Origin of the sequence: Prevotella melaninogenica (genome assembly GCF_013267595.1) — a bacterium.
Classification (GTDB): Bacteria; Bacteroidota; Bacteroidia; order Bacteroidales; family Bacteroidaceae; genus Prevotella; species Prevotella melaninogenica_D.
Window position 1 is genome coordinate 592,080 of sequence record NZ_CP054011.1, and the last position, 26,303, is coordinate 618,382.

The following is a 26,303-nucleotide window of genomic DNA, read 5'->3' on the forward strand; positions in this document are numbered from 1 at the left end:
TCATCAGACCACAATATGTATAATTCTTATTATTTTGGTATTGTTCCCTAACATCATTAAGGGAGTATTGTGATATTTATTTGTTCGGCTTCGTTTGATTCGTATTTTTTATCATGTCTTTATTCAGATGAGTGACAAATATCTGCTGTCCACCTTTACTAAATACGACTTTATACACACCTCCAGCTTTATCTTTTCTTTCGTAAGTATAAGCAAATTTGTTAATATCCCAACACGTATCATGCTGTGCTGCAAGGTCTATTCTCTGATAAAACTCTTTATTTGGAATCGTATCAAGAAGTAGTGTTGCTGAATAGTTGCCACTTTCTACCGATTCTTCGTCAGCCGCTAAACTAACAGAATCGGGTATAAAAGGTATTGCTTTTGCTGTCTTATACTTAGGAAAGCGAATAGAGGTAATGCTCTGTAAATCAACATTTAGTTTACCATTCTCAACATGTGGCATAAACTCTTTTGCGGCAACAGTATCTCCATTGTTACTGCCTTCTATAGTTTTGCTTTGATTACAAGACACAATAGCAATAATGATGAAAACAATACCAAAAACGATTGTTGCTATAATTTTTGAAAGACTCTTTTTCTTCTCCATTATTTATTATCTTTTTCGGTTGAATGTTTTAATTTCTTCAATCTTTTCTGTGCTGTTGGATTATCAGGATAGAGTGCAATAGCCTTCTCATAATTGGCAATAGCTGCCTCATTCATTTCTTCACGCTCGCACTCTTTACCCATCATAACATATTCTACTGACAGCTCTTTGAGATACTCATTCTTCTTAGCTTGTTGTCGCTTAAGTTCCTCATTTTCATTACGTAGCTGGTTAATGAGGTTCAGTTTTCGTCTGATATACCGCTTGGCTGCTGGTCGTTCAATATCATAACGGCTATGAATAGCAAGAAAAAAGCTACACAGGAAAGCATCAAAGTCTCCCTTGTCGAAAGCACATACAGCATCGTAGTATTCTTTATCAGCCTTGCTCTGTTTGAGTACTGTCGATATAATATTATTATCGTTGTAGTGTCTGGCAAAATGTGTTACTTCACTTCTTACAAAGACCTCATTTCTACGCAGTGGTTCCTTAAGTGTAATACCTTCAAGACTGGTACAGCGTGATAGAGCAACATATGCCTGACCACCAGCAAAGACACCGCCTGTAAAATCAATATTTACGTTCTTGAAAGTTAGTCCCTGACTCTTATGTACAGTGATAGCCCAAGCCAACTTAATGGGGAATTGTATATAAGTACCTATTTGTTCCTCTTCAATTCGTTGTTCTTCCTCATTGAATCGGTACCTTATATTCTCCCACATCTCATGTTGCACCTGTAAGTCATCTCCCTCTTCTGTATGGACATAGAGGATTCCAGCTTCCTCATCAATACCGATAATAATACCTAAGGTTCCATTAACCCATTGTTTTTCAATGTCATTTTTGATAAACATGATATGTGCTCCCACCTTGAGGTTTAACTCAATAGGAGTAGGGAGGCTACTCTCAGGAAACTCTCCTTTGATTTCACCTAAGAACATCACAGGGTCTCCATCAAGGCTATCAAGTCCTTCATTGTTTATCCAGTCTACTGTATCTCGCTTAGTCGATAGGGTAATGGTGAAATCTCCTTCCGGCTTGTTTGTATTCTCCAAACTTGCACCAACACGTTCATTGATATGGTTGAAATCTGTGTCAGTAACCTGATTCGTACGGATATGGTCAAGAATAGAAATAAAGTGAGGGTCGTTTTGACGGTAGACTTTATTGAGTTCAATACTCACAAGTGGATAATCTTGGAACACCTTTGCATCAAAGAAGTAGCTACTTGGGTAATAGGGTTGTAGGAGTCGACGATCCTCTTCCTTTAGAACAGGTTCTAACTGATAAATGTCGCCTACCAAGAGAAGCTGTTTCCCACCGAATGGCTCGCGCATATTACGATTGTATATGCGCAGTACTTTGTCGATGAAGTCGATGATGTCAGCTCTAACCATACTAATCTCATCAATAATGATTAGTTCGACTTCCCGCAAAAGTTTACACTTGTCACCATTGTATTTCATTGTGCTGCGTAGATTACGAGCAGAATAACGTTTGTCAGTTGGGACAAGAGGATAGAATGGAAGTTTGAAGAAGCTATGCAGTGTACTACCACCTGCATTGATAGCAGCTATACCTGTGGGTGCAAGAATAATATGTTTTTTCTTTGTTGTCGCAGCAATGTAACGTAGAAATGTAGACTTTCCTGTTCCTGCTTTTCCAGTGAGGAATAGGGAATTGTTTGTAAACTGAATAATCTGAAGTGCTTTTTGCAACTCTGTATTATCCAAGTCAATCGTATTTACGTCTATGTTTACCTTCTTTTGTGACATTGATTGGGGGGCTTTAGTTCCCTTTGCAGTTGGTAGTTATGTTTGATACTAAGTTATATTTATGCCTTGCGCCTTTTCTGTATAATTACAACGACCTATTGTTAAGTTTACTGACAAGAGGCTATAGATAAAACAAAAACCTTCATATATACTCACAGAGGTAAAAGTCTCTGTGAATATATAGAAGTTTGTTGTTTGAGGAAGAGAATTGATAGTTATTAATCAATTACCAAAGTATTCTGATTTCTTTATCAACCAAAAGTAATCATAAGTTCCATTTTAAGAATTACGAATTACTTAAATTTCCATATCTTCACTGCGTGGCTTCTTCGCCTTCTTTATAATTTGAGGCGATTCATTATTAGAACTATTGCCCTGCCGTTCTGGAGTAGGTTGTGGAGCTGGTTCTAATATAAAGCCACCCTCGTCTGTATTTTCGTGTCCGTCGATAGGTTCTTCCTCTTCCTCCTGATGACGTCTATGTCCTGTTGTAAAGTCACGCAAAGAATCAGGAGCAGCACGCCGAACTACTGTAGGTTGACAGTTGTACATTGAAGGGTCGATATCCTCGTCTGGATCTAACTGCCACTTAGCATGATACTTTTGGAAAGCCTTGTCGCGCATTAAGCTGTAAATAAACTCTCCACAGATAGGTAGTGCAGTCTTTGAACCCTGTCCTAAGGCTCCTGTACGGAAGTGGATGGAGCGATATTCACCACCAACCCATGCACCAACGACAAGTTTAGGGCTGACTGCCATAAACCAAGCATCAGAGTGGTTATTACTTGTACCAGTTTTTCCTCCCCAGTCTGTATCCCCAAAAGTATAATGGCGTAATGCTTGACTTGTACCACCACCTTCGTTCACACCAGCCTTCAACATTTCCTGCATGAGGAATGCAGTCTTGTAAGGTAATGCTCTCTCGTGGTCTTTTGGTGCTACATATACCTCGTTTCCGTCTTTATCTAAGATACGTGTAACGACAACTGGAACATGATGTTCACCATCATTTGCTACAGTACTATAGGCATTTACCAATTCTAATAAGTTTACGTCGCTTGAACCGAGTGCCAATGAAGGCTCATCATCCAACGGACTCTTAATACCCATCTCCTGAGCTGTACGGATAATATTCTTGATGCCCATCTCCTGTCCTAAGCGTACAGCAATGGAATTTATACTGCGAGCAAAAGCACTCTTCAGTGTAATAGAATCATTAGAGAATCTACCATTGGCATTGTGTGGTGTCCAAGTCTTCATCTGACCAGTCTTCTTATCAAGAACCTGCATACTGATATATTCATCACGACGTTTATCACAAGGGGTCAGTCCTTGATTGAATGCCTCTGAGTAGACGAATAGTTTGAAGGTTGAACCTGGTTGACGCTGTGCAACAACCTTATCATATTTCCATGTTTTGAAATCAATGTCACCCACCCAAGCTCTTACCGCACCAGTCTCTGGTTCCATAGCAACCATAGCACAGTGCATGAATTTAACCATATAACGGATAGAGTCCATTGATGACATTTCTTTCTCAATATGCCCCTTTTCATAGTCGAAGAGAGTCACCTTATGCGGTTTGTTGAGATAATAGAGAACGCTATCAGGCTGGTTAGGGTATTTCTGTAATAGCTTCTTATAGAAAGGCTGACGTTCAGCAATGCCCTCAATAAAGCCAGGAATCTCATTTCCCTTTGCATCGCGCCAAGGCTGCATACCTCTCCAGTGGTTATCAAAAGTTTGTTGAACCTTTTCCATCTGCTTTGTTGCAGCTTGCTCAGCATACTTCTGCATACGAGTGTCAATGGTGGTATAGATTTTTAAACCACTGCTATAGAGGTCGTAACCATTGTCTTTCATCCAATCTTTGAAGTATTCTGATATATACTCACGGAAGTACTGGGCTTGACCATCATAGTTTTCTTCCACGTGTATATCCAGCTTCATAGGTTGCTTAGAGTATAGTGCGTACTCATCATGTGGTAATACATTATGTGTAACCATATTATACAGCACAGTGTTACGACGACGAATAGAATTCTTTGGGTGCAAGATTGGATTATAATAAGTAGTAGCTTTCAACATACCTACTAACGTTGCAGCTTGATCAATAGATAACTTTGAAGGACTTGTATTAAAATAAGTCTTAGCAGCTGTCTTTACACCAAAGGAATTGTTGCCAAAGTCAACGGTGTTGGCATACATTGTCAGGATTTCTTTCTTTGAATAGATTAACTCTAACTTCACAGCAATAATCCATTCCTTACTCTTCATAATAAGCATTCGCAAGCCTGGTACATGACCTAATAGACCTGAAGAATATTGCGTACGAACACGGAACATATTCTTCGCCAACTGCTGTGTGATGGTTGATGCACCACGACCTCCACTACCTGTTACGGCATCCTTGATGGCACCACCGATACCCATAAAGTCTATACCATTATGGCTATAGAAGCGCTCGTCCTCTGTGCTGATGAGTGCATTCCAGAATGCAGGGGTTACCTCCTCATACTTTACTGGTGTACGATTCTCTTTATAGAATCTACCAATGAGGACAGAGTCTGCACTATAAATCTCTGATGCAGCATAGGTTGGAGGAGTTTTTATATCAATAAAACCTGGTGACTTGCCAAAGAGCCAAAGGAAGTTAATGTCTACCATTCCTAAATAGAGGAAGATAGCTACAAAGAAAGATACTGTTCCGACAGCCATCTTCGTGTACCAAGCACGACCTTTATATAGTTTTGCGTACCATGGGAAGAAATTGAAAATTCCTCGGAATATACTTCTAATGAATTTAAATATTTTCTTTATCATTGATTGACAACCTTCAAGTTTTAAAGCTACTTGCCTATGTTTATAATATTGCTATAATATGTTTAATACAAAAGTACTTATTTACTTGTATTTGATATCATTGTATGGACATAATTTAAGATTTCTTCAATGTTATCGGGATTAAACCATTGAAAAGCGGTATCTTTTTTATACCATGTGAGCTGTTTGCGAGCATATCTTCGAGTATTACTCTGTATTTTAAATATGGCTTCATCAAGTGTTGTTAAGCCATCAAGGTATTCAAATAGCTCCTTATATCCAACCGTGTTGAGTGAATTCAGAGTTCGTTTAGGATAAACTTGTAGTGCTTCTTCTATCATTCCCTTTTCAATCATGTCTAATACTCGCTGATTGATTCTATTATAGAGTTCGTCTCTATCACGGTTTAATCCAACCTTGATGATATTAAAAGGACGATCTTTAATAGTATTGGAACGGAAAGATGTATATGTTTTTCCAGTTTGGATACATATCTCAAGGGCATGGATAACACGACGTGGATTATTTCTGTCAACTATCTTCCAGTGCTCAGGGTCCAGTTCTCGTAACAGATTACACATCTGTTCTAATCCCTCTGCTTCTAAGCGTTTCATCATTTTCTCTCGTATTTCAGGAAGAATCGTTGGGATATCATCAATACCATTACATACAGCGTCAATATACATCATTGAACCACCTGAGAGTAACGAGATAGGTGTGTGCTGGCTGTTAATAATATTAAGTACATCTTGTTCGTATAGGCTTGCTGAATAGTAATCTTCCAAATGATGATTACCAACAAAATAGTGTTGTACACGCAGCTGCTGTTCTGCCGTTGGTGCTGCTGTTCCTATAGGAATCTCAGAGAATATTTGTCGGGAGTCAGCATTGATAACAGGTACATTAAAATGCTCTGCAATACGGAGGGTGGCCTCTGTCTTGCCAACGCCTGTTGGGCCAGTGATGACTATTAATGTTTTGTTTTTCAAGCTGATAAATGATTATAAATAATATTTTCCAACTTATTTAAGTTGTGGAATACTCAAGCTATTCGTTCGCTTTTAAAGATTCCCCTCCCTTTTGAGAGGGGGAGGGGATAGTCTTTATTTAATGATACCACGTTCAGATGATTCAACGAAGTCTATAATCTTCTGAATCTCTGGCGTAATCTGTAGTTCGTTCTTAATCTTCTGAATGTTCTCGGCACGTGTACCTGTTCCATAAAGGATACGGTAAGCATTGTGGATAAGTTCAATGAGTTCATTTGAAAAACCACGACGGCGAAGACCAATGAGGTTAATTCCCATATAGCGGGCAGGCTCTTTACCTACAATGATATATGGTGGAATATCCATAGAGAAACGGCTTCCACCCTGTATCATAACGTATCCACCAATATGGCAGAACTGATGACAGAGAATATTGGCAGATATGATAGCGTTATCATCAACTGTCACTTCGCCTGCAAATTTGGTTGCATTACCAATAATGTCATCAGAACCAATAACACAATCATGTGCAATATGTACACATTCCATCAGTAGGTTGTTGCTACCAACCTTTGTTGTACCCTTTGAAGCCGTACCACGTGAAATAGTAACATTCTCACGAATAGAGTTGTTATCACCAATCTCACAAAGTGTTTCCTCATTTCTAAACTTTAAGTCTTGAGGTTTTGTAGAGATACTGGCACCTGGGAATATTTCGTTGTTATTGCCTAAACGTGCACCAACATGGATGGTTACGCTGTTTTGGAACATATTATTATCACCGATAACAGTATTCTTATCGATATAACAGAATGGACCAATTATATTGTTATCACCAAGTTTTGCCTCTGGATGAACAAAGGCCAATGGGCTTATCTGGTTCATAATTGTCTTGTGTAATTATTACTTGTTCTTTACAATTTGGGCTGTGAATGTAGCCTCAGCAACAACACGCTCTCCAACAAACATATAACCCTTCATAGAACTGATACCATGACGTACAGGACCAAGAAGTTCAACACGGAACATAAGCGTGTCACCAGGAATAACCTTCTGGCGGAACTTAACATCATCAATCTTCAAGAAGTAAGTTGACCAACGCTCAGGCTCTTCAACCTGAGAAAGTACTAAGAGACCACCACATTGAGCCATAGCCTCAACCTGTAACACTCCTGGCATAACAGGCTCCTGTGGGAAGTGACCTTGGAAGAATGGTTCGTTGCTGGTTACATTCTTAATACCAATGATACTTGTTGAACCCATTGCAATGACCTTATCAACCAACTGCATTGGATAGCGGTGTGGTAAAAGTTCGCGGATGCGAATGTTATCCATCAATGGTTCATCATTTGGATCATACATTGGTGCTTGTATCTCATGTTTACGTATTTCTTTACGCATCAAGCGAGCAAACTTATTGTTTACAGTATGACCTGGACGAGTCGCAATAATACGGCCTTTGATAGGTTTACCAATCAATGCCATATCACCGATGATATCAAGGAGCTTATGGCGTGTACATTCGTTATCCCACTGTAAAGGCTTATGCTGAATATAACCAATGTTATTTGCATCCATACGTGGAACCTTCAAGAGGTCTGCCAATTGGTCAAGTTTCTCTTGTGAAACCTGTTGCTCATAGATAACAATTGCATTATCCAAGTCACCACCCTTAATCAGGTTAGCCTGCAAGAGTGGCATAATGTCACGTACAAAAACGAATGTACGTGCTGGAGCAATCTCGGTTGCATAAGTATTGATATCATCCAATGTAGCAAATTGACTGCTAATAAACTTAGAGTCAAAGTTACACATCGCAGTGATAGAGAACTGCTCGTCAGGGAGAATCGTGATTACAGAGCCATTTTCATCCTTAATCTCAATCTTCTTGCGAATGATATAGTAATCCTTTGGAGCATTCTGGTCAACGATACCAACCTCGTTGATTTTATCAACATACATTGTTGCAGAACCATCGAGGATAGGGAATTCAGGACCATTAATCTGTATAAGACAGTTATCAATACCCATTGCATAAAGGGCTGACATACCATGTTCAATCGTACTAACACGTGCCTCACCCTTAGCCAATACTGTTCCACGCTGTGTATCAACAACATTCTCAGCAACAGCATCAATAATAGGCTGTCCATCAAGATCAATTCTTTGTATCTTATAGCCAGTATTTTCTGGGGCAGGGTTGAATGTTACAGTAAGACTCAATCCTGTATGAAGTCCCTTTCCGAAGAGGGAAAAACTTCCCTTTAAAGTTTTCTGCTTAACTGTTTCCATGTATGTTATTTATTCTTTTTCAATTCTTCAATTTCTTTCTGCAGTGCATTCAACTGCTTGTACATCTCTGGTAAACGCTGGAAAATAGCTTGTGACTTAAAGTATGGACGCTGCTCCATAGGAGGAGTTCCAATGAGTTGCTGATTACTCTTTAGGCTACCAGGAACACCTGACTGTGCACCGAGGAATACCTTATCACCGATAGTGATATGACCAGCTATACCCACCTGTCCGCCAAACATACACCATTGACCAACTTTGGTTGAGCCTGCAATACCTACCTGAGCAGACATTACTGTATTCTCACCAATATCATTGTTGTGTGCTATTTGAACAAGGTTGTCAAGTTTCACTCCCTTACGAACGTATGTACTGCCCATGGTTGAGCGGTCAATACAAGTGTTGGCACCAATCTCTACGTTATCTTCTATTGTTACAATACCAATCTGAGGTATTTTATCGTAACTATTAGTTTCTGGATTAGGTGCAAAACCGAAACCATCCGCACCAATTACACAACCAGAATGAAGGATAACATTTTTGCCAATCTTACAACCATGATAAATGCTTGCATTTGGATAGACAATACAATTATTTCCCAGCTGCACACCATCCATGATTGTTGCATGAGGATAAATCTGACAGCCGTCACCCAAAGTTACACCATCACCTATATATGCAAATGCACCGATATAGACATCCTTGCCAATTGTTGCTTTCGAAGAAACAAAAGCAAGAGAATCAATGCCTTGCTTCTTAGGTTTCATACTTTCATAGAGTTGCAACAACTTAGCAACGCAATCTCGTGCATTCTTTACACGGATAAGAGTAGGCTTTACCTCCTTGTCCAGTTGAATGTCTTCATCTATAAGTACAATGCTTGACTCTGTTTCAAAGAGATAGTGTATATATTTAGGGTTTGCCAGAAAAGAGATTGCTCCTTTCTTACCTTCTTCAATCTTGGCGAAGGTATTAATGGTTACGTTTTCGTCACCTTCAATATGACCTTGTATAAATTGCGATATTTGTTTCGCAGAGAATTCCATTTATATTGCCTTTTATTGATTATAATTTGTGCAAAGATAGGGATTTTTTATTAGAAACGTTGATAAGATAGGTAATATTTACATATTTTTTTCGAGAGTAATTCAATGTTCAAAATCTCTGATGCTTCAGTTATATCTTTCAATGTTCCGTCTTTGTATAGAATGCTAATATGGTCATCAAAAGGATTGTACATATCTTTCTGTACCCGATTTACTCCAATGAGGTAATCACAATCAGCGAGACTTATCTCATATCGTTCAGAAATCTGTTGTTTAAGTTGATTGATTTCCTCTGTTGTTGGTTCCTCTTCTCGCACCTCTACTTTGAAGATTTTTCGATTAATCATGTTTGAAGATAGAAGTGAGAGTATCTTATCTTCATGTTGTTGCCATACTTTAATAGCACTCCATATATCGTTGTCATCCAATGCTATATAATTATCTAACGCCTTGTTGTCTGTGTGGAAAGTTTCAGCTGTTATATCATTGTAAAGGAAGTAACGGAGAGCAGGTGAAGCAAAAAGTTCAACTCCTTCTTTTGCTAATTGTTTTGCTCTATGTAAAGCATTGATAAGAACATTCTCGCATCCAACGGTTGTCTTATGCAGATATACTTGCCAATACATAAGACGACGTGAGGTAAGATAATTCTCGATAGTATAAATACCATTTGATTCGACTACCAAAGCATCATCGACAACGTTAAGCATCTTGATAATACGTGCAGAGCCAATATTGCCTTCTGTCACTCCCGTAAAGAAACTATCACGGCGGAGATAGTCAAGCCTATCCATGTCAAGTTGGCTGGAAATTAGCTGATGAAGGTAGGATTTGGGGTATTCATCCTTAAAGATACTAATAGCAAGGTTGAGTGCTCCATGCATATCTTGGTTGATACGGTCCATCATCATCAGCGATATTTCTTCATGTGTAATACCACTAATCAGTGTGTTTTCCAGCACATGAGAAAAAGGAGCATGTCCGATGTCATGCATTAGGATGGCAGCTTGTACCGCTTCAGCCTCACTATCAAAGACAAACACACCTTTTTGTTGTAGCGATATAAGTGCCTCACTCATAAGATGAAAGGCACCTAAAGAATGTTGAAAACGTGTGTGTTGTGCACCTGGATAAACCTCTTGTGTCAATCCTAATTGCTTGATGCGTGTTAATCGCTGCATAAGTGGGTGGCGTACTATGTCAAGTAACAATCCACGTGGCACCTTTATAAATCCGAAAACAGGGTCATTAATTATCTTTGCATCTGTCATCTTATCTATGTTATCTTGCTCTTTTATCATTAAAATACAAAGATAGTATATTTCCTTTAGACGACAGCCCTTTAATATAAATAATTCTAAGTGTTGATGTAAGAAAGCCTCTTGTTTCGCCAAAATAGAATATATTTGACTATAAGACAGCTATATGGTGATAGCCAGAAAATAATAAGATTAGAATAATTAAAATAAAAACTTCTCTGTTTTCATTCCTTATCTGTAATCTTTTCGTTAACTTTGTAGCATGAAACAATTGATTAACTGGAAAGAATTTGCCGTGCTCTTCATCGTTATTGGAGGCATATATTATATTACAAGGTCATGGCTTATTACTGGTGGTGTTCTTGCACTTCTACTGTTGGTAGATGGCTTACTACGTCAGTATGACCACAAGAAGCGTGGTGAGAAACAAGCTGAAGAAATAAAGAAAAAGCTTGAGGAGCAAGACGACTAACTTTTACATATACTTTATTGCAGCTTTCTTCATGTAAAGTTGTGATTTCTTATGTCTCATTATGTAGTGTAAAAACTATGGTTTAATAGTAGTTTACAAAGCATCTACATAAGTTAAAGAATTATGGAGCAACTATTAGAACTATATAAGAATTGGAAGGGTAGTAACCCTTCAAACGTAGAAAAGTTAGCAGGAGCAGGTAGTAACCGTGAGTATTACCGGATGTTTGACGAAGAGGATGATACTGTCATTGGTGTTATAGGAACAAGTCGTGATGAAAATCATGCCTTTATCTATCTTGCTAAACATTTCGAGAAACGACGTTTGCCAGTACCACATATCTATGCTGTATCTGCTGATGAGTTATGTTACCTACAATCCGACCTTGGTAACACGTCACTCTTTGATGCTATACGTGGTGGACGTGAGGCTTGTGGACGCTATAATCTTGCTGAGCAGAAGTTGTTACGCAATACCATAAGAGAATTACCAAATATTCAGTTGCGTGGCGCAAGAGAACTTGATTTTTCTAATTGTTACCCACAACCAGAATTCAATCAAGAGAGTGTACTCTTTGATTTGAATTATTTTAAGTATTGCTTTCTCAAAGCAACCGAACTCGACTTCCATGAATTAAAGCTCGAAGCAAACTTCCGTATGTTTGCAAAAGACCTGACAGCAGAGCAGATGGATTCCTTCCTTTATCGTGATTTTCAAGCACGAAATATTATGTTAGATAAGGAAGGGAAACCATATTTTATTGATTTCCAAGGTGGAAGAAAAGGTCCTTTCTATTATGACCTTGCTTCGTTCTTATGGCAAGCAAGCGCAAAGTATTCTTTCAAATTGCGTCGTGAATTGGTGTTTGAATACTATCAGAGCCTTAAGAATTATACGGAGGTACCTTCTAAACGTCATTTTGTCAACCGCTTGTCATTGTTTGTTCTCTTCCGTACATTGCAAGTTTTAGGTGCTTATGGATTCCGTGGTTACTTTGAACGTAAGAAGCATTTTATCGATTCTATTCCTCCTGCTATACAAAATCTGCGTGATCTCTTGGCATTAGGTGATGATGTCTTCCCATATCCCTACATGATGGATATGTTGAAACGTCTCACATTATTACCACAGTTTGCGCATATTGAGAAGCCTGCAGCTAACAGAACAGATGGACTTAAAATAGCAGAGAAAGATATTTATGAGGCTAATCCTTTAGATGGTCCTGCAACTTTCTCTAAATATGATGGTAAGGGTCCATTGGTGGTGCGTGTCTTTAGTTTCTCATTTAAGAAGGGTATTCCTGAAGATACATCTGGTAATGGAGGCGGTTATGTCTTTGATTGTAGAAGTACGCATAACCCAGGTCGATACGAACCTTATAAAAAGATTACGGGCTTAGATGAGCCTGTCATCCGCTTCCTTGAAGATGATGGTGAGATACTTGAGTTCTTGAAGCCTGTTTATAAGCTTGCTGACCATCATGTAGAACGTTATATGCAACGTGGCTTTACTGATTTAATGTTCTCATTTGGTTGTACCGGTGGACAGCATCGCTCTGTTTATAGTGCACAGCATCTTGCTGAACATCTTAATGAGAAGTATGGAATTGAGGTGCATATAAAGCACAGAGAACAAGGTGTTGAGCAAATATTAAAGGCGAAGTAACTATCTTGACTTCAAAAGAATTGAAGTCTTAAGAAAATAGATAAACAATAGGGACGTATAGTTTGCGAGTTATTAAAATGCTAATTGGCAACTCACACGCTATACGTCCCTATCTTTATTTACCTTTGTCTATTATCAGAAAGATAGCGATATATCTTATATGATTTCTTTTAACTCCTCTGGAACAGCTATGGAATCACAATGCAAATGGTCTAACTTCTCTAAACCATGTTTTGTAATGTGAAACCTTTGGCAACGTCCATCCTCTGAACAAGCACGGCGACGAATAAGAGAAGCCTGCTCCAATGAGGCGATTACCTTTGAAGTATTCGAACGTGTCAAGCTCATCTCTTCAGCTATTTCACCAGCCAACATAGGTTTTTCACTTTCTGAGAGTAGACACAACAGCATTGCTTCATTGATGTTTAAGCCTATTTGCTGTTGTAATTCACATTCAAAAGCTGTGATGACACGAAATATCTCGCGAATCTTACTGATACAATGATTGTCCATTATATGTTCTTACTTCAACAAGACAGACTTAATAACCTCCTCAAACTGAGCTTTGTTCATAGCTCCGTTTTGCATTGTTGGTTCGCCAGTCTTAGGGATGAAGAGTATTGATGGGATTGAACGAATACCAAAGAGGGCTGCTAACTCACGCTGCTTGTCAACATCAACCTTATAAACGTCAATCTGGCCTGCATAATCACTTGCTACTTCCTCGAGAATTGGCGCTGTTGCTTTACATGGACCACACCATGTTGCATAAAAGTCAATAATAGCAGGCTTATCACCCTTAAAGTTCCAAGTCTTTGGATTATTCTTAAAATCCATTACTTTCTGCTGGAACATCTCTGAGTTCATTTCTGTTACATTCATCTTTGTTTCCTTTCCTTCATTTTGATTATTTACTTCTGTTTGTTCGGTTGTCATGACACTGTTATCCTGCTTTTTAGGATTGTTATCTGCCTTACAAGCAGTCAGTGTTAAAGCCATAATAGCCACTACAAGTGTTGCTGTACGTTTCATTATATATGTAAATTTTAATTTACCGAAGTTCTTTTACTACTCGGTTTTGTTAATGTTTATTTTGTTTCCTAAGGAAAACGTTGCAAAGATAACTATTATTTTATTTCCCACCAAATTTCCAATGGAAAATTATTCGTTGTACTTTAACTTTTTATTAGATTGTAAGATGATGAAACTTTGTACTGATAATGTTTCCCTTTTCCCATCTTTATTTGATGTGCTTTTAGCCAACACACATCGTGTTGATGGTTAACACCATTGGTGCTAAGGGCCCGCACCAATGGTGCGGAGCACTAAACACACTGCAAAACCTTACCGAGTAGTGTCAATTTGTTGTTAAACACAAATCTCTTTAGCGCCTAAATATATGTTTAATTATAGACAAGAGGAAATAGACTTAAAGGAAAGTGTATGTGTTGTAATGGGGCGTACAGATATTCTTTAATTACACATAGCTTTTAGTTTTTTTTGTTTATGAATTTGAATTTATATGTTTTTTAATTACCTTTGCCAATGAGTTGTGAAGTTCCCAAAGACATAAACTGATGAAACTATAAAACGATTTAGGATTTACTGATTCTATGTGGTATCATAAGTAAACGGTATCTAAGGAAGTGGAGGAGCAGTCTTCATTTTTTATCTAAAACCTTTCTTACGCATTGGTAATAATGTTTTGGACTCTACAAAGTATATAATCATAATCGAATAAGTGTTTACACTTCGAATATTGATTGCACATAGATTAAGAATCAAGTTAATGATATAAATTAAAATACGAAATCATGAAAAGGTTTATTCTGTTTTTTGCTTGCCTTACAAGCATTTCATTAGTAGCAGCTCAGGAGGTTCTTAATTGGAAAGATGACGAGATAGTGTCTCCTGTGGTAAATGCAGATAATACTTTAACTATCAGTCTTTTTGCACCAAATGCAAAGAAGGTTGAACTTACAGGTAATTTTCTCTATGCAGGAAAAGAAACTCCAGATAAGTATGCAGATGGTGATTGGAGTCCACTGTTGATGAATAAGGATACAAATGGGCGGTGGACACTGACAACTGCACCTTTAAAGCCTGAGTTTTATAGTTATAATCTCATTGTTGATGGTGTAAAGATAACAGATCCAAAGAACATATATACGGTGCGTGATATTGGTAATACATATAGTGTTGCGCTTGTTGGTGGCGGTGTAGATGGTTTGTATGCAGTAAAGAATGTACCCCATGGAACGGTTAGAAAGGTGTGGTATGATAGTCCAACCGCAGGGCTTAAACGTCGTATGACGGTTTATACGCCAGCTGGTTACGAAACAAACAAGCGAAGCTATCCTGTTCTTTATTTACTTCATGGTATGGGAGGCGATGAGAATGCATGGGAAGAATTGGGTCGTGCCACACAAATTTTGGATAACCTTATTGCTGAGGGGAAAGCAGAACCAATGGTTGTAGTAATGCCAAATGGTAATATTTCGCAGGAAGCAGCACCTGGTGAGGGGTCTCGTGGATTTGTTACTGCTGCAATGCGATACCCTAAAACAATGGATGGAAACTTTGAAACGGCATTTCCTGATATCATTCGGTTTGTAGAAAAGGTTTATCGTGTTAAGAACGACAAGGCAAACAGAGCAATTGCTGGACTGTCTATGGGCGGTTTTCATTCGATTTATACTGCATTGAATAATCCTGATGCCTTTGATTATATTGGCTTATTTTCTGCTGCATTTAATCAAATGGTAAAGGATGGTGATAGTCTTTCTCCTATTTATAAGAACATTGACGAGAAGTTTAAGACGCTGTGTAAGAAATCTCCTAAGCTTATATGGATCGGTATTGGCAAGGATGATTTTCTTTCACACGACGATGAAAACCTCCGTGCAGCATTGGATAAAAAATCTTATAAATACGCTTATCTTAAGACGAAAGGTGGGCATACTTGGAGAAACTGGAGAGAATATTTAGCAACATTTGCACAAAAGCTTTTCAAGTAAGAAGACTTGATAAAACTTTCTACTAATTTTCTACATGTATATTACTGCTTTGGGATGTTGCTTTTATTAAGTGCTTTTTTCGAAGTGAAATCGTATTAAGATACATATGGAGAATTATAGAGAATTAAACCCAAATTCGGTCATTAGACCACAATGTTTCAGGAATTATAAAAAAAATAGAGGAATACCCTGAGTGGATATTCCTCTAAATCTTATAGAAAGTGGTTTAAATACCAAGCCTTTTACTTCTTTAATTGCTTCTTAAGGAGTTCTGGTATTTCACTTGTCTCACGTGCAACAGGTACACCTACAGCCTCAAAAGCTGCAATCTTTTCGCTTGCAGAACCAGAGCCACTTGAGATGATAGCACCAGCGTGTCCCATCTGTTTACCCGGAGGAGCTTGCTGACCAGAGATGAATACTGCTACAGGCTTTGTAACATGCTCCTTAATAAACTTAGCAGCGCGCTCTTCGGCGTCACCGCCAATCTCTCCAATGAGTGCAATACTGTCTGTCTCTGGGTCATCCTGGAACATACGGAGAAGTTCCTCGAAATAAAGTCCAACGACTGGGTCACCACCAACACCAACTGCTGTTGATTGTCCTAAACCTGCTTGTGTGAGGTTATACACAACTTCATAGGTCAGTGTACCACTACGGCTGATAACACCCGTATGTCCCTTCTTGAAGATATTAGTTGGCATAATACCAGCCATACTCTCCTCTGGAGAAATAAGTCCTGGACAGTTTGGACCAATTACCTTTACACCCTTAATCTTTGCGTAACGCTGTGCCGCGACTGCATCGAGTGTTGGCACGCCTTCAGTGATACAAATAACGAGTTTCACACCACCATCAATTGCTTCAAGCATTGCGTCTTTTGCGAATGGGGCAGGGACGAAGATAATAGATGCGTTGGCACCAGTTGCTGCAACAGCGTCTTTAACTGTGTTGAATACTGGGATGCCACATACTTCCTGACCAGCCTTGCCAGGAGATGTTCCACCAACCACGTTGGTGCCATATTCCTTCATCTTTGAAGCGTGAAAACTACCATCACGACCAGTAATGCCCTGTACGATTAACTTTGTATCTTTATTGATTAGAATACTCATAACTCCTGTGTTTTAAAGTTTTTTGCTCAGTTCTACAGCTTTATGTCCAGCATCTGCCATACTTGTGCCGACAGTGAAGTGGGTTCCTTCGAGGATAGCTCTACCTTCAGCCTCGTTGGTTCCTGTCAAGCGGATGACAATAGGAATATCTGTTTCGATAACCTTGAATGCTTCCAAGAGTCCGTTTGCAACATCATCACAGCGGGTGATACCACCGAAGATATTGATTAACACTACCTTTACATGCTTATCACTCAAGAGAAGTTTCATAGCTTCAACTATCTTCTCAGGGTTAGAACTACCACCAATATCGAGGAAGTTAGCTGGTTCGCCACCATATAACTTAATCATATCCATGGTTGCCATTGCAAGACCAGCACCATTTACCATGCAGCCGATGCTTCCTCCAAGGTTCACATAGCTGAATCCCTTGTCTTTAGCTTCACGCTCCTTGCGTTCTTCCTCTGTAGGTTCAAAAAGTTCGGCTACATCTGGGTGACGGAAAAGGGCATTATCGTCGAAGGTCATCTTGGCATCAATGGCCTTCAAAGAACCATCCTTCAACATGACTAATGGGTTGATTTCAGCCAATGAGGCATCCTTCTCTGTAAAGAGTTTATAAATATTCTTGAAGATTGGTACAGCTTGTTTAACCTGTGCCATGTCATCGAAAAGCTTGAAGGCTGCCTCACGTGCGAGATAGTCGCTCATTCCGATAACTGGGTCGATGACAATCTTCTCAATCTTCTCTGGTGTCTCCTTTGCTACCTGCTCGATATCCATACCACCTGCACGGCTCAGCATTAACATAGGACACTTTGACTTACGGTCAACAAGGATACTCATATAGTACTCTGAAGCGATGTCAACAGCTTCGCTGACAAGTACTCTGTCTACAATGAACCCCTTGATGTCCATACCTAAGATAGCTTCAGCATGCTGACGAATCTCTGCTTCATTACAGCCAAGTTTCACGCCACCAGCCTTACCACGTCCACCCGTGTGAACCTGAGCTTTCACTACGGCTTTCTCAATACCTAATTGCTTGTAGGCTTCAACAGCTTCATCAGGAGTACGGCAAATAATATTGCGGTCTACTGGAAGCCCATAACTTGCAAAGAATTTCTTTGCTTGGTATTCATGTACCTTCATAAGATTTAGTTTTGATTTATAAACTATGTATTAATTGTTTAGGGTTCTTGTACTTGTAGGGGTATTTAATACTCCTTTGCTTCGCGTTCACCTCGAAGAACTGCCAGTGCATTCTCTGTCAATGCTTGCATCTCATCTTGACCCGGATAAACGTGAATCGGTGCAAGATAGGAGAGGCGTTTCTTGAGACGTTCAATAATATAGTCTGACTTTGCCATACCACCAGTCAGCAGAATTGCATCAATGTTGCCACATAGCACTGCTCCTTCTGCTGCTATATTCTTTGCAATATGCCAAATCATGGCAGAAACGACGAGTTCAGCATGTTTGTCACCAGCCTTAATCCAATTTGTTATCTCTCGTAAATCATTTGTTCCGAGATGAGCAATTAGACCAGCCTGGCCACTCACTTTCTCCAACAATTGTTCCTCAGTATACTTCCCACTGAAGCAAAGATGGATCAAGTCAACTGCAGGTAATGTTCCTGCACGTTCTGGAGAAAATGGTCCTTCACCATCCAATGCGTTATTAGCATCAATAGCTCTACCTTGTGAATGTGCTGCAATAGAGATTCCTCCGCCTAAATGACATATAATTAGGTTAAGCTTTTCATATGTTGTACCCATGTCTTTGGCAAATCGTCTACCAATAGCTTTTTGGTTCAGGGCGTGCCAAATACACATACGTGGCATAAGAGGAGAACCTGACAAACGCGCTTCTGGTTCCATTTCGTCTACCACACCTGGGTCTGCAATAAAACTCTTACATCCTGGAATCTCTCGTGCAATCTCATCAGCAATCATACAGCCAAGGTCACAAGCATGCTGGTGAATAGCTCGTTGCTGGTCAATTATCATCTGTTCTGTGATTGTAAACACACCACTTGACACTGGTTTTGCAAGTCCACCACGTCCGATGACGGCATCAAAATCCAAAGGAATGTTCCTATTCTTTAACTCCTCAATAACAACTTGTTTGCGGAAATGATACTGATCGGATATACGCTTGAATTTACTCAGTTCCTTTCTTGAGTGTGCAATGTCAGCAACGAAGACAGGCTGATCATCATTGGCAAGTGATATCTTAGTTGATGTTGATCCAGGGTTAATAGCTAAAATCTTGTAAGCCATAATGTTTTCTTTATATACCTTATATATATACTATCTGGAGATAAGACTTGCAAGTGCAAGACTATAGTACTTAGATTCAATTGTATCGCCACGACTTGGGAGCACTACTGGAGCCATGGTACCTTGAAGAATAGCTGCTGTTTCTGCATGACAGAAAAGGGTAACAGTTTTATAAAACAAATTACCAGCTTCAATGTCTGGGAAAATTAATGCATCAGCTTCTCCATTGATGGGAGAGTTTATTTGTTTGATTTTCATTGCTTCGACTGAACAAGAAGTTATCAAATCTAATGGTCCATCTATTGTACATTTACCAAAGGCACCAGTTTCAGCTTCTGCTTTTAGTGCTTTGTATGAAACTGTATATGGGAAATGACGTTCGTCCACTTTCTCAGAACAATGGATAAGAACAATTTTAGGACATTCTATTTCAAAGGCATGACAGAAGTCTACAATATATTGTACTTGCGCTCTTCGCTGTTTGTCATTTGGAGCAGGAATAACAGCTGCATCGGTAAAGAAAAGTAATTTCGGATACTCGGGTAACTTTGCTACGGTTATATGTGTTAATACAGTATCTTTCGGTAAAATTCCAACTTCTTTATCAAGTATAGCACGTAGAAGGACGTCCGTATTAAGAAAGCCTTTCATTACAATGTCAGCTTCACCTCTTCTAACTAATTCGACAGCTTTGCGGGCTGCATCCTCTGGTGATTCTGCAATAATACATTGAAAAGCATTCTTCTTGGCATAGTCTTCCATAGTTTGTTTAGAGCATACTAATATGGGCTCAATGAAACCATCGTGTACAGCTTTACACACAGCTTCTTGTGTATGGCTTTCTTCAGGCCAAACAACTACTGTTCGTTTACAAATCTTCCTTTCTTTAAGAAGATGAATGAGCAACTTAAAGTCATTGATAGTCTTTCTTTCTCCAGGCATAGTTAATCGATTTTCAGTTACAGTTTTATATTGTGACAAAGATAATACTTTGTTTTGAAATATGCCCGATATTTAAAGAAAAAAACAGAAGAAAATTCTTTTTTTTGTATTGGTTGGTGTATATTTGCAAAAGAATTAGAGAATTATATATGAAACGTTTGTACTTTGTCTTACTTGTAAGTACTTTATTTACAGTTGCTACAGCTCAACGTGTAGCGCGTAGTTATATTCCTCATGGTGCTTTTTTCTATGATAGTCAGTGGAAAGGAGTTAGCAGTGCTGATAAAGCTGCTTACTATAGAGTTTTGGCTATTGATGATAAAGGACAGAAAATGTTTTATGATTATTATATTACAGGACAACTTCAAGCAGAGAAGCATTATATAAGTATAAACAGACAAAATGATAGAAATACGGTCTTAAATGGCGTGTGTAGAACTTTCCATAAGTCCGGTAGAGTAGAGTCTGTTTTACAATATAAGAATGGTAAAGCAAATGGTCGTGCTTTGTCATTCTTTCCAAGTGGTAACATTGGAATGAAGTTGTCATATCGCAATGGATTACTTGACGGTCCTTGTTATACTTATACAGAGAATGGTCGTTTAGAATTTACTACTATCTGGCGCAATGGTTCTAAAGTCAATGAGATTAAAGGTGGAAAGGATCATTACATTGATAAAAACACTAATGAAGATGAATTCTGTGAACGATATCGTCATGATGAAGCGTTAATAATGGCACAATCAAAAAGTATCTATAAAGCAAGAGAAAATAAAGAGCAAAAGGTTGGGGTTAAAGCTACCAAGAAATTAAATAGTAATCCTACAACTGAATCTAAAGAAACTCAGCCCGCACATGATGATTTGGCAAAGAAGGGACGTACTAATTCTATTAATAAGGTAAAAGAGGTTGCGTCCAGTCAAACATCCAAGGAGGATAAATATCTTGCTAATATAAAGTATCCAGATACTCCAAATGAAAAAACTGGAACTGTTAGTGATAAGATGTCTTCAGATGACATAATACCACAGAAAGGAAGGTTTAATTTTACTTATCTTCATAGTTTGCTTAGTAAAGAAAATGAAAGGTCAAAGAGTATAGACGTGTTAACAGGCATTAGTCATAAATTTCAGTTAAATTCTTCACAAATAATAGATGGGTTTGGAGCTCAGAAGGAAGTTGTTTTTCATCATAATATGATTTATGATGTACAGAATAGCAAGGATAAAGTTACAGGTAGTAAGCCAAAGCAAATAGGCTTCTTCGGCACAATTACTGGGAATAATCTTCTTATAGATCGTATTAATATTTTCACTTGGTCAGAAGAAGAAATGTATCTCATCGCTCAAGAAGCTATCAAGGCTGGTTATAAAACTCTTGGAGGTATAGACTATAAGTCAGCAGATGGAAATTTTATTCTTGAGCCAAAGATGAAACCTATGGATTATGGTGAGCGTGAAGTTATTGTCACCTTCACTCATCAGTCAAACCTTTATGCAGGACTTTATCATATTCAAATGGATATAAAATGATGCAATTTTTTTTTAGATTTATTAAATCAAATATTACCCGATTGATGTATATCATTTAGTTTTTTTTGAGTATATTTGCATCATAAAATTAATTTTCTGCTAAGAAGAGAACGAACAAGTTCATTATTCATAATGAGCAATCACCTGTAAACTATTTAAAGTGATTATGAAAGTATTTGACAAACTGTTGGATTGGTATCTTTCGAGGAATGCATTACCATATTGGGTCATATTGGCTATAGACATTGTCATCTGTTATCTTTCAGGTATCTTTGTCTTTTGGTTATATTATCATGGTGCTGTATCCCCTCAGCATATTGTATTGTTAAGTAAAACAATCTTTATGTACATGATATTTAACCTTATTGGTTTTAGAATTTTTCGTACATATTCAGGGATTATTCGTTACTCTTCCTTTGTTGATTTGCAACGAGTAGTATTGGCTATGCTTCTCTCTCTTATTGTTGCAGAGGCAATGCATTATGTTGTTTATCATTGGGATCTTGAATTTGTTCGTCTTCAAGGAAGACAAATTGCAGCAATGTATCTTGTTGCGACCATTGGTATGATGGTCTTTCGTATATTAACAAAGTCAGTTTATGATGTCTTATTTAATACAGATAAAGGTATTCGCACTTTCATCTATGGTGTAAAGGATGGTGGTGTTGACTTGGCAAAAAGTATTAGAAGTAATGTTTCACGTAAGTTCTTATTGAAGGGATTTATTGCACATGACCCAGATATCAAAGGTCGAATTCTCATGGGTGAGAAGATTTATCTTGTAGATGATAATCTTGCAGAACATATCAAAGCATTGAGAATAAAGGCTGTTTTAGTATCTCCACTGCAGAATGAGCGTTTCCGTAATGATGCAAAGTTACAGGATATACTTTTAAGTCTTGGTGTACAAATCTTTATGAGTTCAGCGGAGAAAGAATGGACTCAAAATGAAGATTATACGAAGGTTCAACTTAAGGAGATTAGTATTGAAGACTTGCTTCCACGTGATCAAATTAATGTTGACATGGATTCCATTGGTAATCTTTTACGTAATAAGAAGATTATGATTACTGGTTCTGCTGGTAGTATTGGTTCTGAGATGGTACGTCAGATTGCTGTCTATAAACCTGCAGAGCTAAATCTTATTGATCAGGCAGAGACACCTCAACATAACATTCGCTTGATGATGCAATTTGAATGGCCTAATATTAAGGCACATACTATTGTTGCAAGCATCTCTAATCAGGAAAGAATGGAGAAGATTTTCCAAACTTATAAGCCTGATTATGTATTCCACGCAGCTGCGTATAAGCATGTACCGATGATGGAAAATAATCCGTCTGAAAGTATACAAAATAACGTTTGGGGAACAAAAATTATTGCAGACCTTAGTGTTAAGTATGGTGTTAAGAAATTTGTTATGGTTTCAACAGATAAAGCTGTAAACCCAACAAATGTTATGGGTTGCTCAAAGCGTATCTGTGAGATATACTGTCAAAGCCTTAACAAAATGATTAATGAGCAGGCAAATGGTAAACCTACTACACAATTTGTTACTACTCGTTTTGGTAATGTATTAGGTTCAAATGGTTCTGTTATTCCTTTGTTCGAGAAGCAGATAAAGGCTGGAGGACCTGTTACTGTTACAGATCCTAACATCATTCGATTCTTCATGTTGATTCCTGAAGCATGTAAATTGGTACTTGAAGCTGGTACACACGGAGGTGGTGGAGAAATCTTCGTGTTCGATATGGGTAAACCTGTTAGAATAGCTGATCTTGCCAAACGAATGATTAAGCTTTCTGGTGCTAAGAATATTGAAATTAAATATACAGGGTTGCGTGCTGGCGAGAAACTATATGAAGAGGTGTTGAGTACAACTGAAAATACACTTCCAAGTTTCCACGAGAAGATTCGTATCGCAGAGGTACGTGAGTACGATTTTAATGGGGTAAACAAGCAAATAGAATCACTTATAGCTTTGAGTCACACCTACGACGATATGGCTATTGTTGAAAAAATGAAAGAGATTGTACCAGAGTATGTAAGTAATAATAGTAAATACTCTGTACTCGATAAATAATTCATTGGTCGAGTAGTGGATTTTTAATTACACTTAATGGAATATAAAAAAGAAGATTCTTTTGTCCTTTTCTTTGAGTTTCTGCGTTTTTGCTTAAAGGAGGATGCTAAGGTACCTGCTAATTTAGTAGAGATGGATTGGGATGCACTCTATAAGTTTGGAAAAAAACAAGCTATTCTTGGTGTCTTATTTCATGGTATAAAGAAGTTGTCAGAATCTCCATATCGTCCTAATAAGGAGCAAATATTTAAGTGGTATGGTGCTTACTCTTATATAGAGCAAGCTAATAAACAAACTTATAAAGATGCAGATGCACTTACAACATTATTACGTGAAAAGTATGGTGTACGTAGTTGTGTTTTAAAAGGGCAAACTAATGCATTGATGTATCCTGATCCCTATATGCGTACATCAGGCGATATAGACCTATGGACTGATGCAAAAACGTTAGATATTATACGTATTTCTCGTGAGTTAGATAGTAAAGGAGAAATCGGATATCATCACATTGAACTGAGTTATTTTAAAACACCAGTAGAAATTCACTTTTTCCCTTCATTTATGGGAAATTTGTGGCATGAATATAAGTTACGTCGATACTTTGATCAATGCAAAGAAAACCAGTTTAAATATCTAACTGAGTTACCAGATGGTTTAGGAAAGATTTATACTGTAACGGATGATTTCAATCGTGTGTTTCAGTTGACTCATTTGATGCACCATTTCTTTTTTGAAGGTATTGGTTTAAGACAAATGATAGATTATTATTATTTGTTGCTACGTGGCTTTAGCGAGAAGGAGCGTAAAGAAACTCTTCATGTACTGAAAGATGTCGGGATGTGCAAATTCACAGCAGCTGTAATGTATGTAATGAAAGAGATATTTGGTTTACAAGACAAGTATTTACTCTTGGAGCCTAATGATAGAATAGGTAAGATGCTTGTTTCTGAAATATTGATGGCAGGTAATTTTGGTTTTCATGATCATCGTTATTCATTTGCTGGTAAATCAGTTTATTCCCAATATTTTTTAGAAATATATCGAAATCTTCATTTTGCGATAGACTTTCCATCTGAAACCGTATGGGGGCGTCCTATCTCAAGGTGGTGGCATATGATATACAAGGCATATTTGCGTCGCCAACTGCGTCGGAGTTCGAAATAAGAGCTTTATTAATATAGAATAGAACTCTTTCCGATTGAAAATATAAGGCTGAATAGTTGTGCTATACGTGAGCACCAATGGTGCTGTGCTTAAACACTAATGGTGTTCAGTACTAACACGATTGGTGTTTCAGTCTTTTTCTTGTATCATCAAAGTTGAAATCGCGCTTGAGTAATTAGGTAATCCAGTTTAACTTCTATTGTATTAGTATAAAGGAGGTGGGTATCACTTTGTAAGAGTCTTATCTTGCGCGAATATAAGTTTTACCATGACGGGATAATGGTCTGAGATATTGCGACGCGACTTACCAAGCCAATAGCTGTTGGTAAAGATAGCATAATGTGGAACTTTAAAATCAGAAGAAACGAAAATATGGTCAATTCGGGCTTTACTGCGACTATCCTGCATAAAGTCATTCCATGTTCCAGTAGGTGTCATGCGTTGTAGAGCGTTAGTGTAACAATCACGTAGAACCCCAGAGTTAGAGAAGATTTGATAGATTTCATCTGTTTGGTCTACATTAAAATCGCCCGTCAGAATTGTAGGTAACCCTTTTGATAACTGATTAATACGTTTTAAAATTAATCGAGCACTCTCTCTCCGTGTGCCACAGTACCCACATGGTCCATGTGAGTATTGAAGAAATAAAATTGCTTACCCGATACCTTGTCTTGAAATTTTCCCCATGTGCAAATACGAATACACGCTGCATCCCATCCCAAAGAAGCTCTTTCAGGAGTAGGAGAGAGCTAGAAATTACCACTATCTAATAATCTAAGTTGATTTTTTTTATAAAAGATTGCTGCGTATTCTCCTTTTTCTTTACCATCGTCTCGTCCAACACCAATATAACCGTAACTATCTAATCCTTTCATTAAATCATGTAGTTGGTCTACAAGTACCTCTTGTGTACCAAATATTTCTGGCTGTTCAAAATTGATGAAGTCACACAAATGTGAACAACGTTGTGTCCATGCATTGCCTTCTTTTTCATCATTTGGGTTGTTATAACGGATATTATAAGTGCCTACATAGAGTCGTTGAGCCGAAAGGCTACAGCTCAGTAGCAATGCAAGGAATAGTGTCGTTAGTTTATTCATGATTTAAGTTCTTTATTGTTCCACAATCTGTAATATACTTTTACATACAGTTTTATGTTCAGTGGTAATATAGTTAGCTTCTGCTTGTGGCTTACTTACTAAGCAGACTAATAAAAGGTATCAATAAAAAAGAAGTC

The 26,303-nt window shown here is 38.1% G+C and carries 20 protein-coding genes and 1 pseudogene; 6 read left to right on the top strand and 15 right to left on the bottom strand.

The features are described from left to right. Nucleotides 1-76: 76 nt before the first annotated feature. The 8 genes from FIU21_RS07685 to FIU21_RS07720 form a co-directional block, all read right to left on the bottom strand. Complete coding sequence (locus FIU21_RS07685; protein ID WP_004361091.1) at nt 77-610, bottom strand: hypothetical protein; 534 nt, start codon at nt 608-610, stop codon at nt 77-79. Further along, nucleotides 610-2,385, bottom strand: a complete 1,776-nt coding sequence (locus FIU21_RS07690; protein WP_004361092.1) for an ATP-dependent DNA helicase — start codon at nt 2,383-2,385, stop codon at nt 610-612. The genes FIU21_RS07685 and FIU21_RS07690 overlap by 1 nt, the downstream gene beginning before the upstream one ends. A 297-nt stretch (nt 2,386-2,682) precedes the next feature. After that, nucleotides 2,683-5,208, bottom strand: a complete 2,526-nt coding sequence (locus tag FIU21_RS07695) for a transglycosylase domain-containing protein (RefSeq protein WP_036886738.1) — start codon at nt 5,206-5,208, stop codon at nt 2,683-2,685. Nucleotides 5,209-5,285: 77 nt separating this feature from the next. Further along, a complete protein-coding gene (gene miaA, locus FIU21_RS07700; protein ID WP_004361094.1) occupies nt 5,286-6,197 on the bottom strand; it encodes a tRNA (adenosine(37)-N6)-dimethylallyltransferase MiaA in 912 nt (303 codons plus the stop codon). A gap of 114 nt (nt 6,198-6,311) precedes the next feature. Next, on the bottom strand, nt 6,312-7,082 hold the full coding sequence (gene lpxA / locus FIU21_RS07705) for an acyl-ACP--UDP-N-acetylglucosamine O-acyltransferase (protein WP_004361095.1): 771 nt from the start codon (nt 7,080-7,082) through the stop codon (nt 6,312-6,314). Nucleotides 7,083-7,100: 18 nt separating this feature from the next. Next, nucleotides 7,101-8,489, bottom strand: coding sequence for a bifunctional UDP-3-O-[3-hydroxymyristoyl] N-acetylglucosamine deacetylase/3-hydroxyacyl-ACP dehydratase (locus tag FIU21_RS07710; RefSeq protein ID WP_004361096.1), 1,389 nt, complete (start codon nt 8,487-8,489; stop codon nt 7,101-7,103). 5 nt (nt 8,490-8,494) lie between these two features. Next, the gene (gene lpxD, locus FIU21_RS07715) at nt 8,495-9,535 is read right to left on the bottom strand and encodes a UDP-3-O-(3-hydroxymyristoyl)glucosamine N-acyltransferase (RefSeq protein WP_004361097.1); all 1,041 of its coding nucleotides are present in this window, start codon (nt 9,533-9,535) and stop codon (nt 8,495-8,497) included. 50 nt (nt 9,536-9,585) lie between these two features. Then, on the bottom strand, nt 9,586-10,806 hold the full coding sequence (locus tag FIU21_RS07720) for an HD domain-containing protein (protein ID WP_004361098.1): 1,221 nt from the start codon (nt 10,804-10,806) through the stop codon (nt 9,586-9,588). 250 nt (nt 10,807-11,056) lie between these two features. On the opposite strand from FIU21_RS07720, the gene FIU21_RS07725 reads away from it, so the two are divergent. Next, nucleotides 11,057-11,266, top strand: a complete 210-nt coding sequence (locus tag FIU21_RS07725) for a hypothetical protein (RefSeq protein ID WP_004361099.1) — start codon at nt 11,057-11,059, stop codon at nt 11,264-11,266. Between the two features lie 123 nt (nt 11,267-11,389). Continuing rightward, entirely contained in the window at nt 11,390-12,931 is a 1,542-nt protein-coding gene (locus FIU21_RS07730; protein WP_004361100.1) for a RapZ C-terminal domain-containing protein, read from the top strand. Between the two features lie 156 nt (nt 12,932-13,087). Here FIU21_RS07730 and FIU21_RS07735 read toward each other — a convergent pair whose 3' ends face one another. Both FIU21_RS07735 and trxA read right to left on the bottom strand, forming a co-directional pair. Continuing rightward, entirely contained in the window at nt 13,088-13,444 is a 357-nt protein-coding gene (locus tag FIU21_RS07735) for a MarR family transcriptional regulator (RefSeq protein ID WP_004361101.1), read from the bottom strand. Between the two features lie 9 nt (nt 13,445-13,453). After that, entirely contained in the window at nt 13,454-13,963 is a 510-nt protein-coding gene (gene trxA, locus FIU21_RS07740) for a thioredoxin (RefSeq protein WP_036886740.1), read from the bottom strand. A gap of 782 nt (nt 13,964-14,745) precedes the next feature. On the opposite strand from trxA, the gene FIU21_RS07745 reads away from it, so the two are divergent. Continuing rightward, entirely contained in the window at nt 14,746-15,948 is a 1,203-nt protein-coding gene (locus FIU21_RS07745; RefSeq protein WP_004361103.1) for an esterase, read from the top strand. Nucleotides 15,949-16,190: 242 nt separating this feature from the next. Here the strand turns inward: FIU21_RS07745 and sucD are convergent, their stop codons facing one another. From sucD to FIU21_RS07765, 4 genes are all read right to left on the bottom strand, one after another. Next, nucleotides 16,191-17,063, bottom strand: coding sequence for a succinate--CoA ligase subunit alpha (sucD, locus tag FIU21_RS07750; RefSeq protein WP_004361104.1), 873 nt, complete (start codon nt 17,061-17,063; stop codon nt 16,191-16,193). Nucleotides 17,064-17,075: 12 nt separating this feature from the next. Beyond that, nucleotides 17,076-18,215, bottom strand: coding sequence for an ADP-forming succinate--CoA ligase subunit beta (sucC, locus tag FIU21_RS07755; protein WP_004361105.1), 1,140 nt, complete (start codon nt 18,213-18,215; stop codon nt 17,076-17,078). 65 nt (nt 18,216-18,280) lie between these two features. After that, nucleotides 18,281-19,345: a butyrate kinase gene (buk, locus tag FIU21_RS07760; protein ID WP_004361106.1), complete on the bottom strand. Its 1,065-nt coding sequence runs from the start codon at nt 19,343-19,345 to the stop codon at nt 18,281-18,283. Between the two features lie 30 nt (nt 19,346-19,375). Then, nucleotides 19,376-20,287 carry a phosphate acyltransferase gene (locus FIU21_RS07765; protein ID WP_004361107.1) on the bottom strand — a complete coding sequence of 304 codons (912 nt, stop codon included), beginning with the start codon at nt 20,285-20,287 and terminating at the stop codon, nt 19,376-19,378. Between the two features lie 149 nt (nt 20,288-20,436). Here FIU21_RS07765 and FIU21_RS07770 point away from each other — a divergent pair, with 149 nt between their 5' ends. The 3 genes from FIU21_RS07770 (at nt 20,437) to FIU21_RS07780 (ending at nt 25,066) form a co-directional block, all read left to right on the top strand. Then, a complete protein-coding gene (locus FIU21_RS07770) occupies nt 20,437-21,819 on the top strand; it encodes a toxin-antitoxin system YwqK family antitoxin (RefSeq protein WP_004361108.1) in 1,383 nt (460 codons plus the stop codon). Between the two features lie 166 nt (nt 21,820-21,985). Then, nucleotides 21,986-23,902 carry a polysaccharide biosynthesis protein gene (locus tag FIU21_RS07775; RefSeq protein ID WP_004361109.1) on the top strand — a complete coding sequence of 639 codons (1,917 nt, stop codon included), beginning with the start codon at nt 21,986-21,988 and terminating at the stop codon, nt 23,900-23,902. Nucleotides 23,903-23,938: 36 nt separating this feature from the next. Then, entirely contained in the window at nt 23,939-25,066 is a 1,128-nt protein-coding gene (locus FIU21_RS07780; RefSeq protein ID WP_004361110.1) for a nucleotidyltransferase family protein, read from the top strand. 225 nt (nt 25,067-25,291) lie between these two features. Here FIU21_RS07780 and FIU21_RS07785 read toward each other — a convergent pair. Next, nucleotides 25,292-26,166: pseudogene (locus FIU21_RS07785) on the bottom strand (endonuclease/exonuclease/phosphatase family protein). Nucleotides 26,167-26,303: the final 137 nt, after the last annotated feature.

What these genes read in the sequence shown, in the direction of transcription:
- FIU21_RS07730 (WP_004361100.1), top strand. Translation starts at nt 11,390, where the DNA reads ATGGAGCAACTATTAGAACTATATAAGAATTGGAAGGGTAGTAACCCT.
- lpxD (WP_004361097.1), bottom strand. Translation starts at nt 9,535, where the DNA reads ATGGAATTCTCTGCGAAACAAATATCGCAATTTATACAAGGTCATATT.
- FIU21_RS07725 (WP_004361099.1), top strand. Translation starts at nt 11,057, where the DNA reads ATGAAACAATTGATTAACTGGAAAGAATTTGCCGTGCTCTTCATCGTT.
- FIU21_RS07765 (WP_004361107.1), bottom strand. Translation starts at nt 20,287, where the DNA reads ATGCCTGGAGAAAGAAAGACTATCAATGACTTTAAGTTGCTCATTCAT.
- FIU21_RS07720 (WP_004361098.1), bottom strand. Translation starts at nt 10,806, where the DNA reads ATGACAGATGCAAAGATAATTAATGACCCTGTTTTCGGATTTATAAAG.
- FIU21_RS07690 (WP_004361092.1), bottom strand. Translation starts at nt 2,385, where the DNA reads ATGTCACAAAAGAAGGTAAACATAGACGTAAATACGATTGACTTGGAT.
- FIU21_RS07695 (WP_036886738.1), bottom strand. Translation starts at nt 5,208, where the DNA reads ATGATAAAGAAAATATTTAAATTCATTAGAAGTATATTCCGAGGAATT.
- FIU21_RS07685 (WP_004361091.1), bottom strand. Translation starts at nt 610, where the DNA reads ATGGAGAAGAAAAAGAGTCTTTCAAAAATTATAGCAACAATCGTTTTT.
- buk (WP_004361106.1), bottom strand. Translation starts at nt 19,345, where the DNA reads ATGGCTTACAAGATTTTAGCTATTAACCCTGGATCAACATCAACTAAG.
- trxA (WP_036886740.1), bottom strand. Translation starts at nt 13,963, where the DNA reads ATGAAACGTACAGCAACACTTGTAGTGGCTATTATGGCTTTAACACTG.
- sucC (WP_004361105.1), bottom strand. Translation starts at nt 18,215, where the DNA reads ATGAAGGTACATGAATACCAAGCAAAGAAATTCTTTGCAAGTTATGGG.
- FIU21_RS07735 (WP_004361101.1), bottom strand. Translation starts at nt 13,444, where the DNA reads ATGGACAATCATTGTATCAGTAAGATTCGCGAGATATTTCGTGTCATC.
- FIU21_RS07775 (WP_004361109.1), top strand. Translation starts at nt 21,986, where the DNA reads ATGAAAGTATTTGACAAACTGTTGGATTGGTATCTTTCGAGGAATGCA.
- lpxA (WP_004361095.1), bottom strand. Translation starts at nt 7,082, where the DNA reads ATGAACCAGATAAGCCCATTGGCCTTTGTTCATCCAGAGGCAAAACTT.
- FIU21_RS07770 (WP_004361108.1), top strand. Translation starts at nt 20,437, where the DNA reads ATGAAACGTTTGTACTTTGTCTTACTTGTAAGTACTTTATTTACAGTT.
- FIU21_RS07745 (WP_004361103.1), top strand. Translation starts at nt 14,746, where the DNA reads ATGAAAAGGTTTATTCTGTTTTTTGCTTGCCTTACAAGCATTTCATTA.
- FIU21_RS07710 (WP_004361096.1), bottom strand. Translation starts at nt 8,489, where the DNA reads ATGGAAACAGTTAAGCAGAAAACTTTAAAGGGAAGTTTTTCCCTCTTC.
- FIU21_RS07780 (WP_004361110.1), top strand. Translation starts at nt 23,939, where the DNA reads ATGGAATATAAAAAAGAAGATTCTTTTGTCCTTTTCTTTGAGTTTCTG.
- sucD (WP_004361104.1), bottom strand. Translation starts at nt 17,063, where the DNA reads ATGAGTATTCTAATCAATAAAGATACAAAGTTAATCGTACAGGGCATT.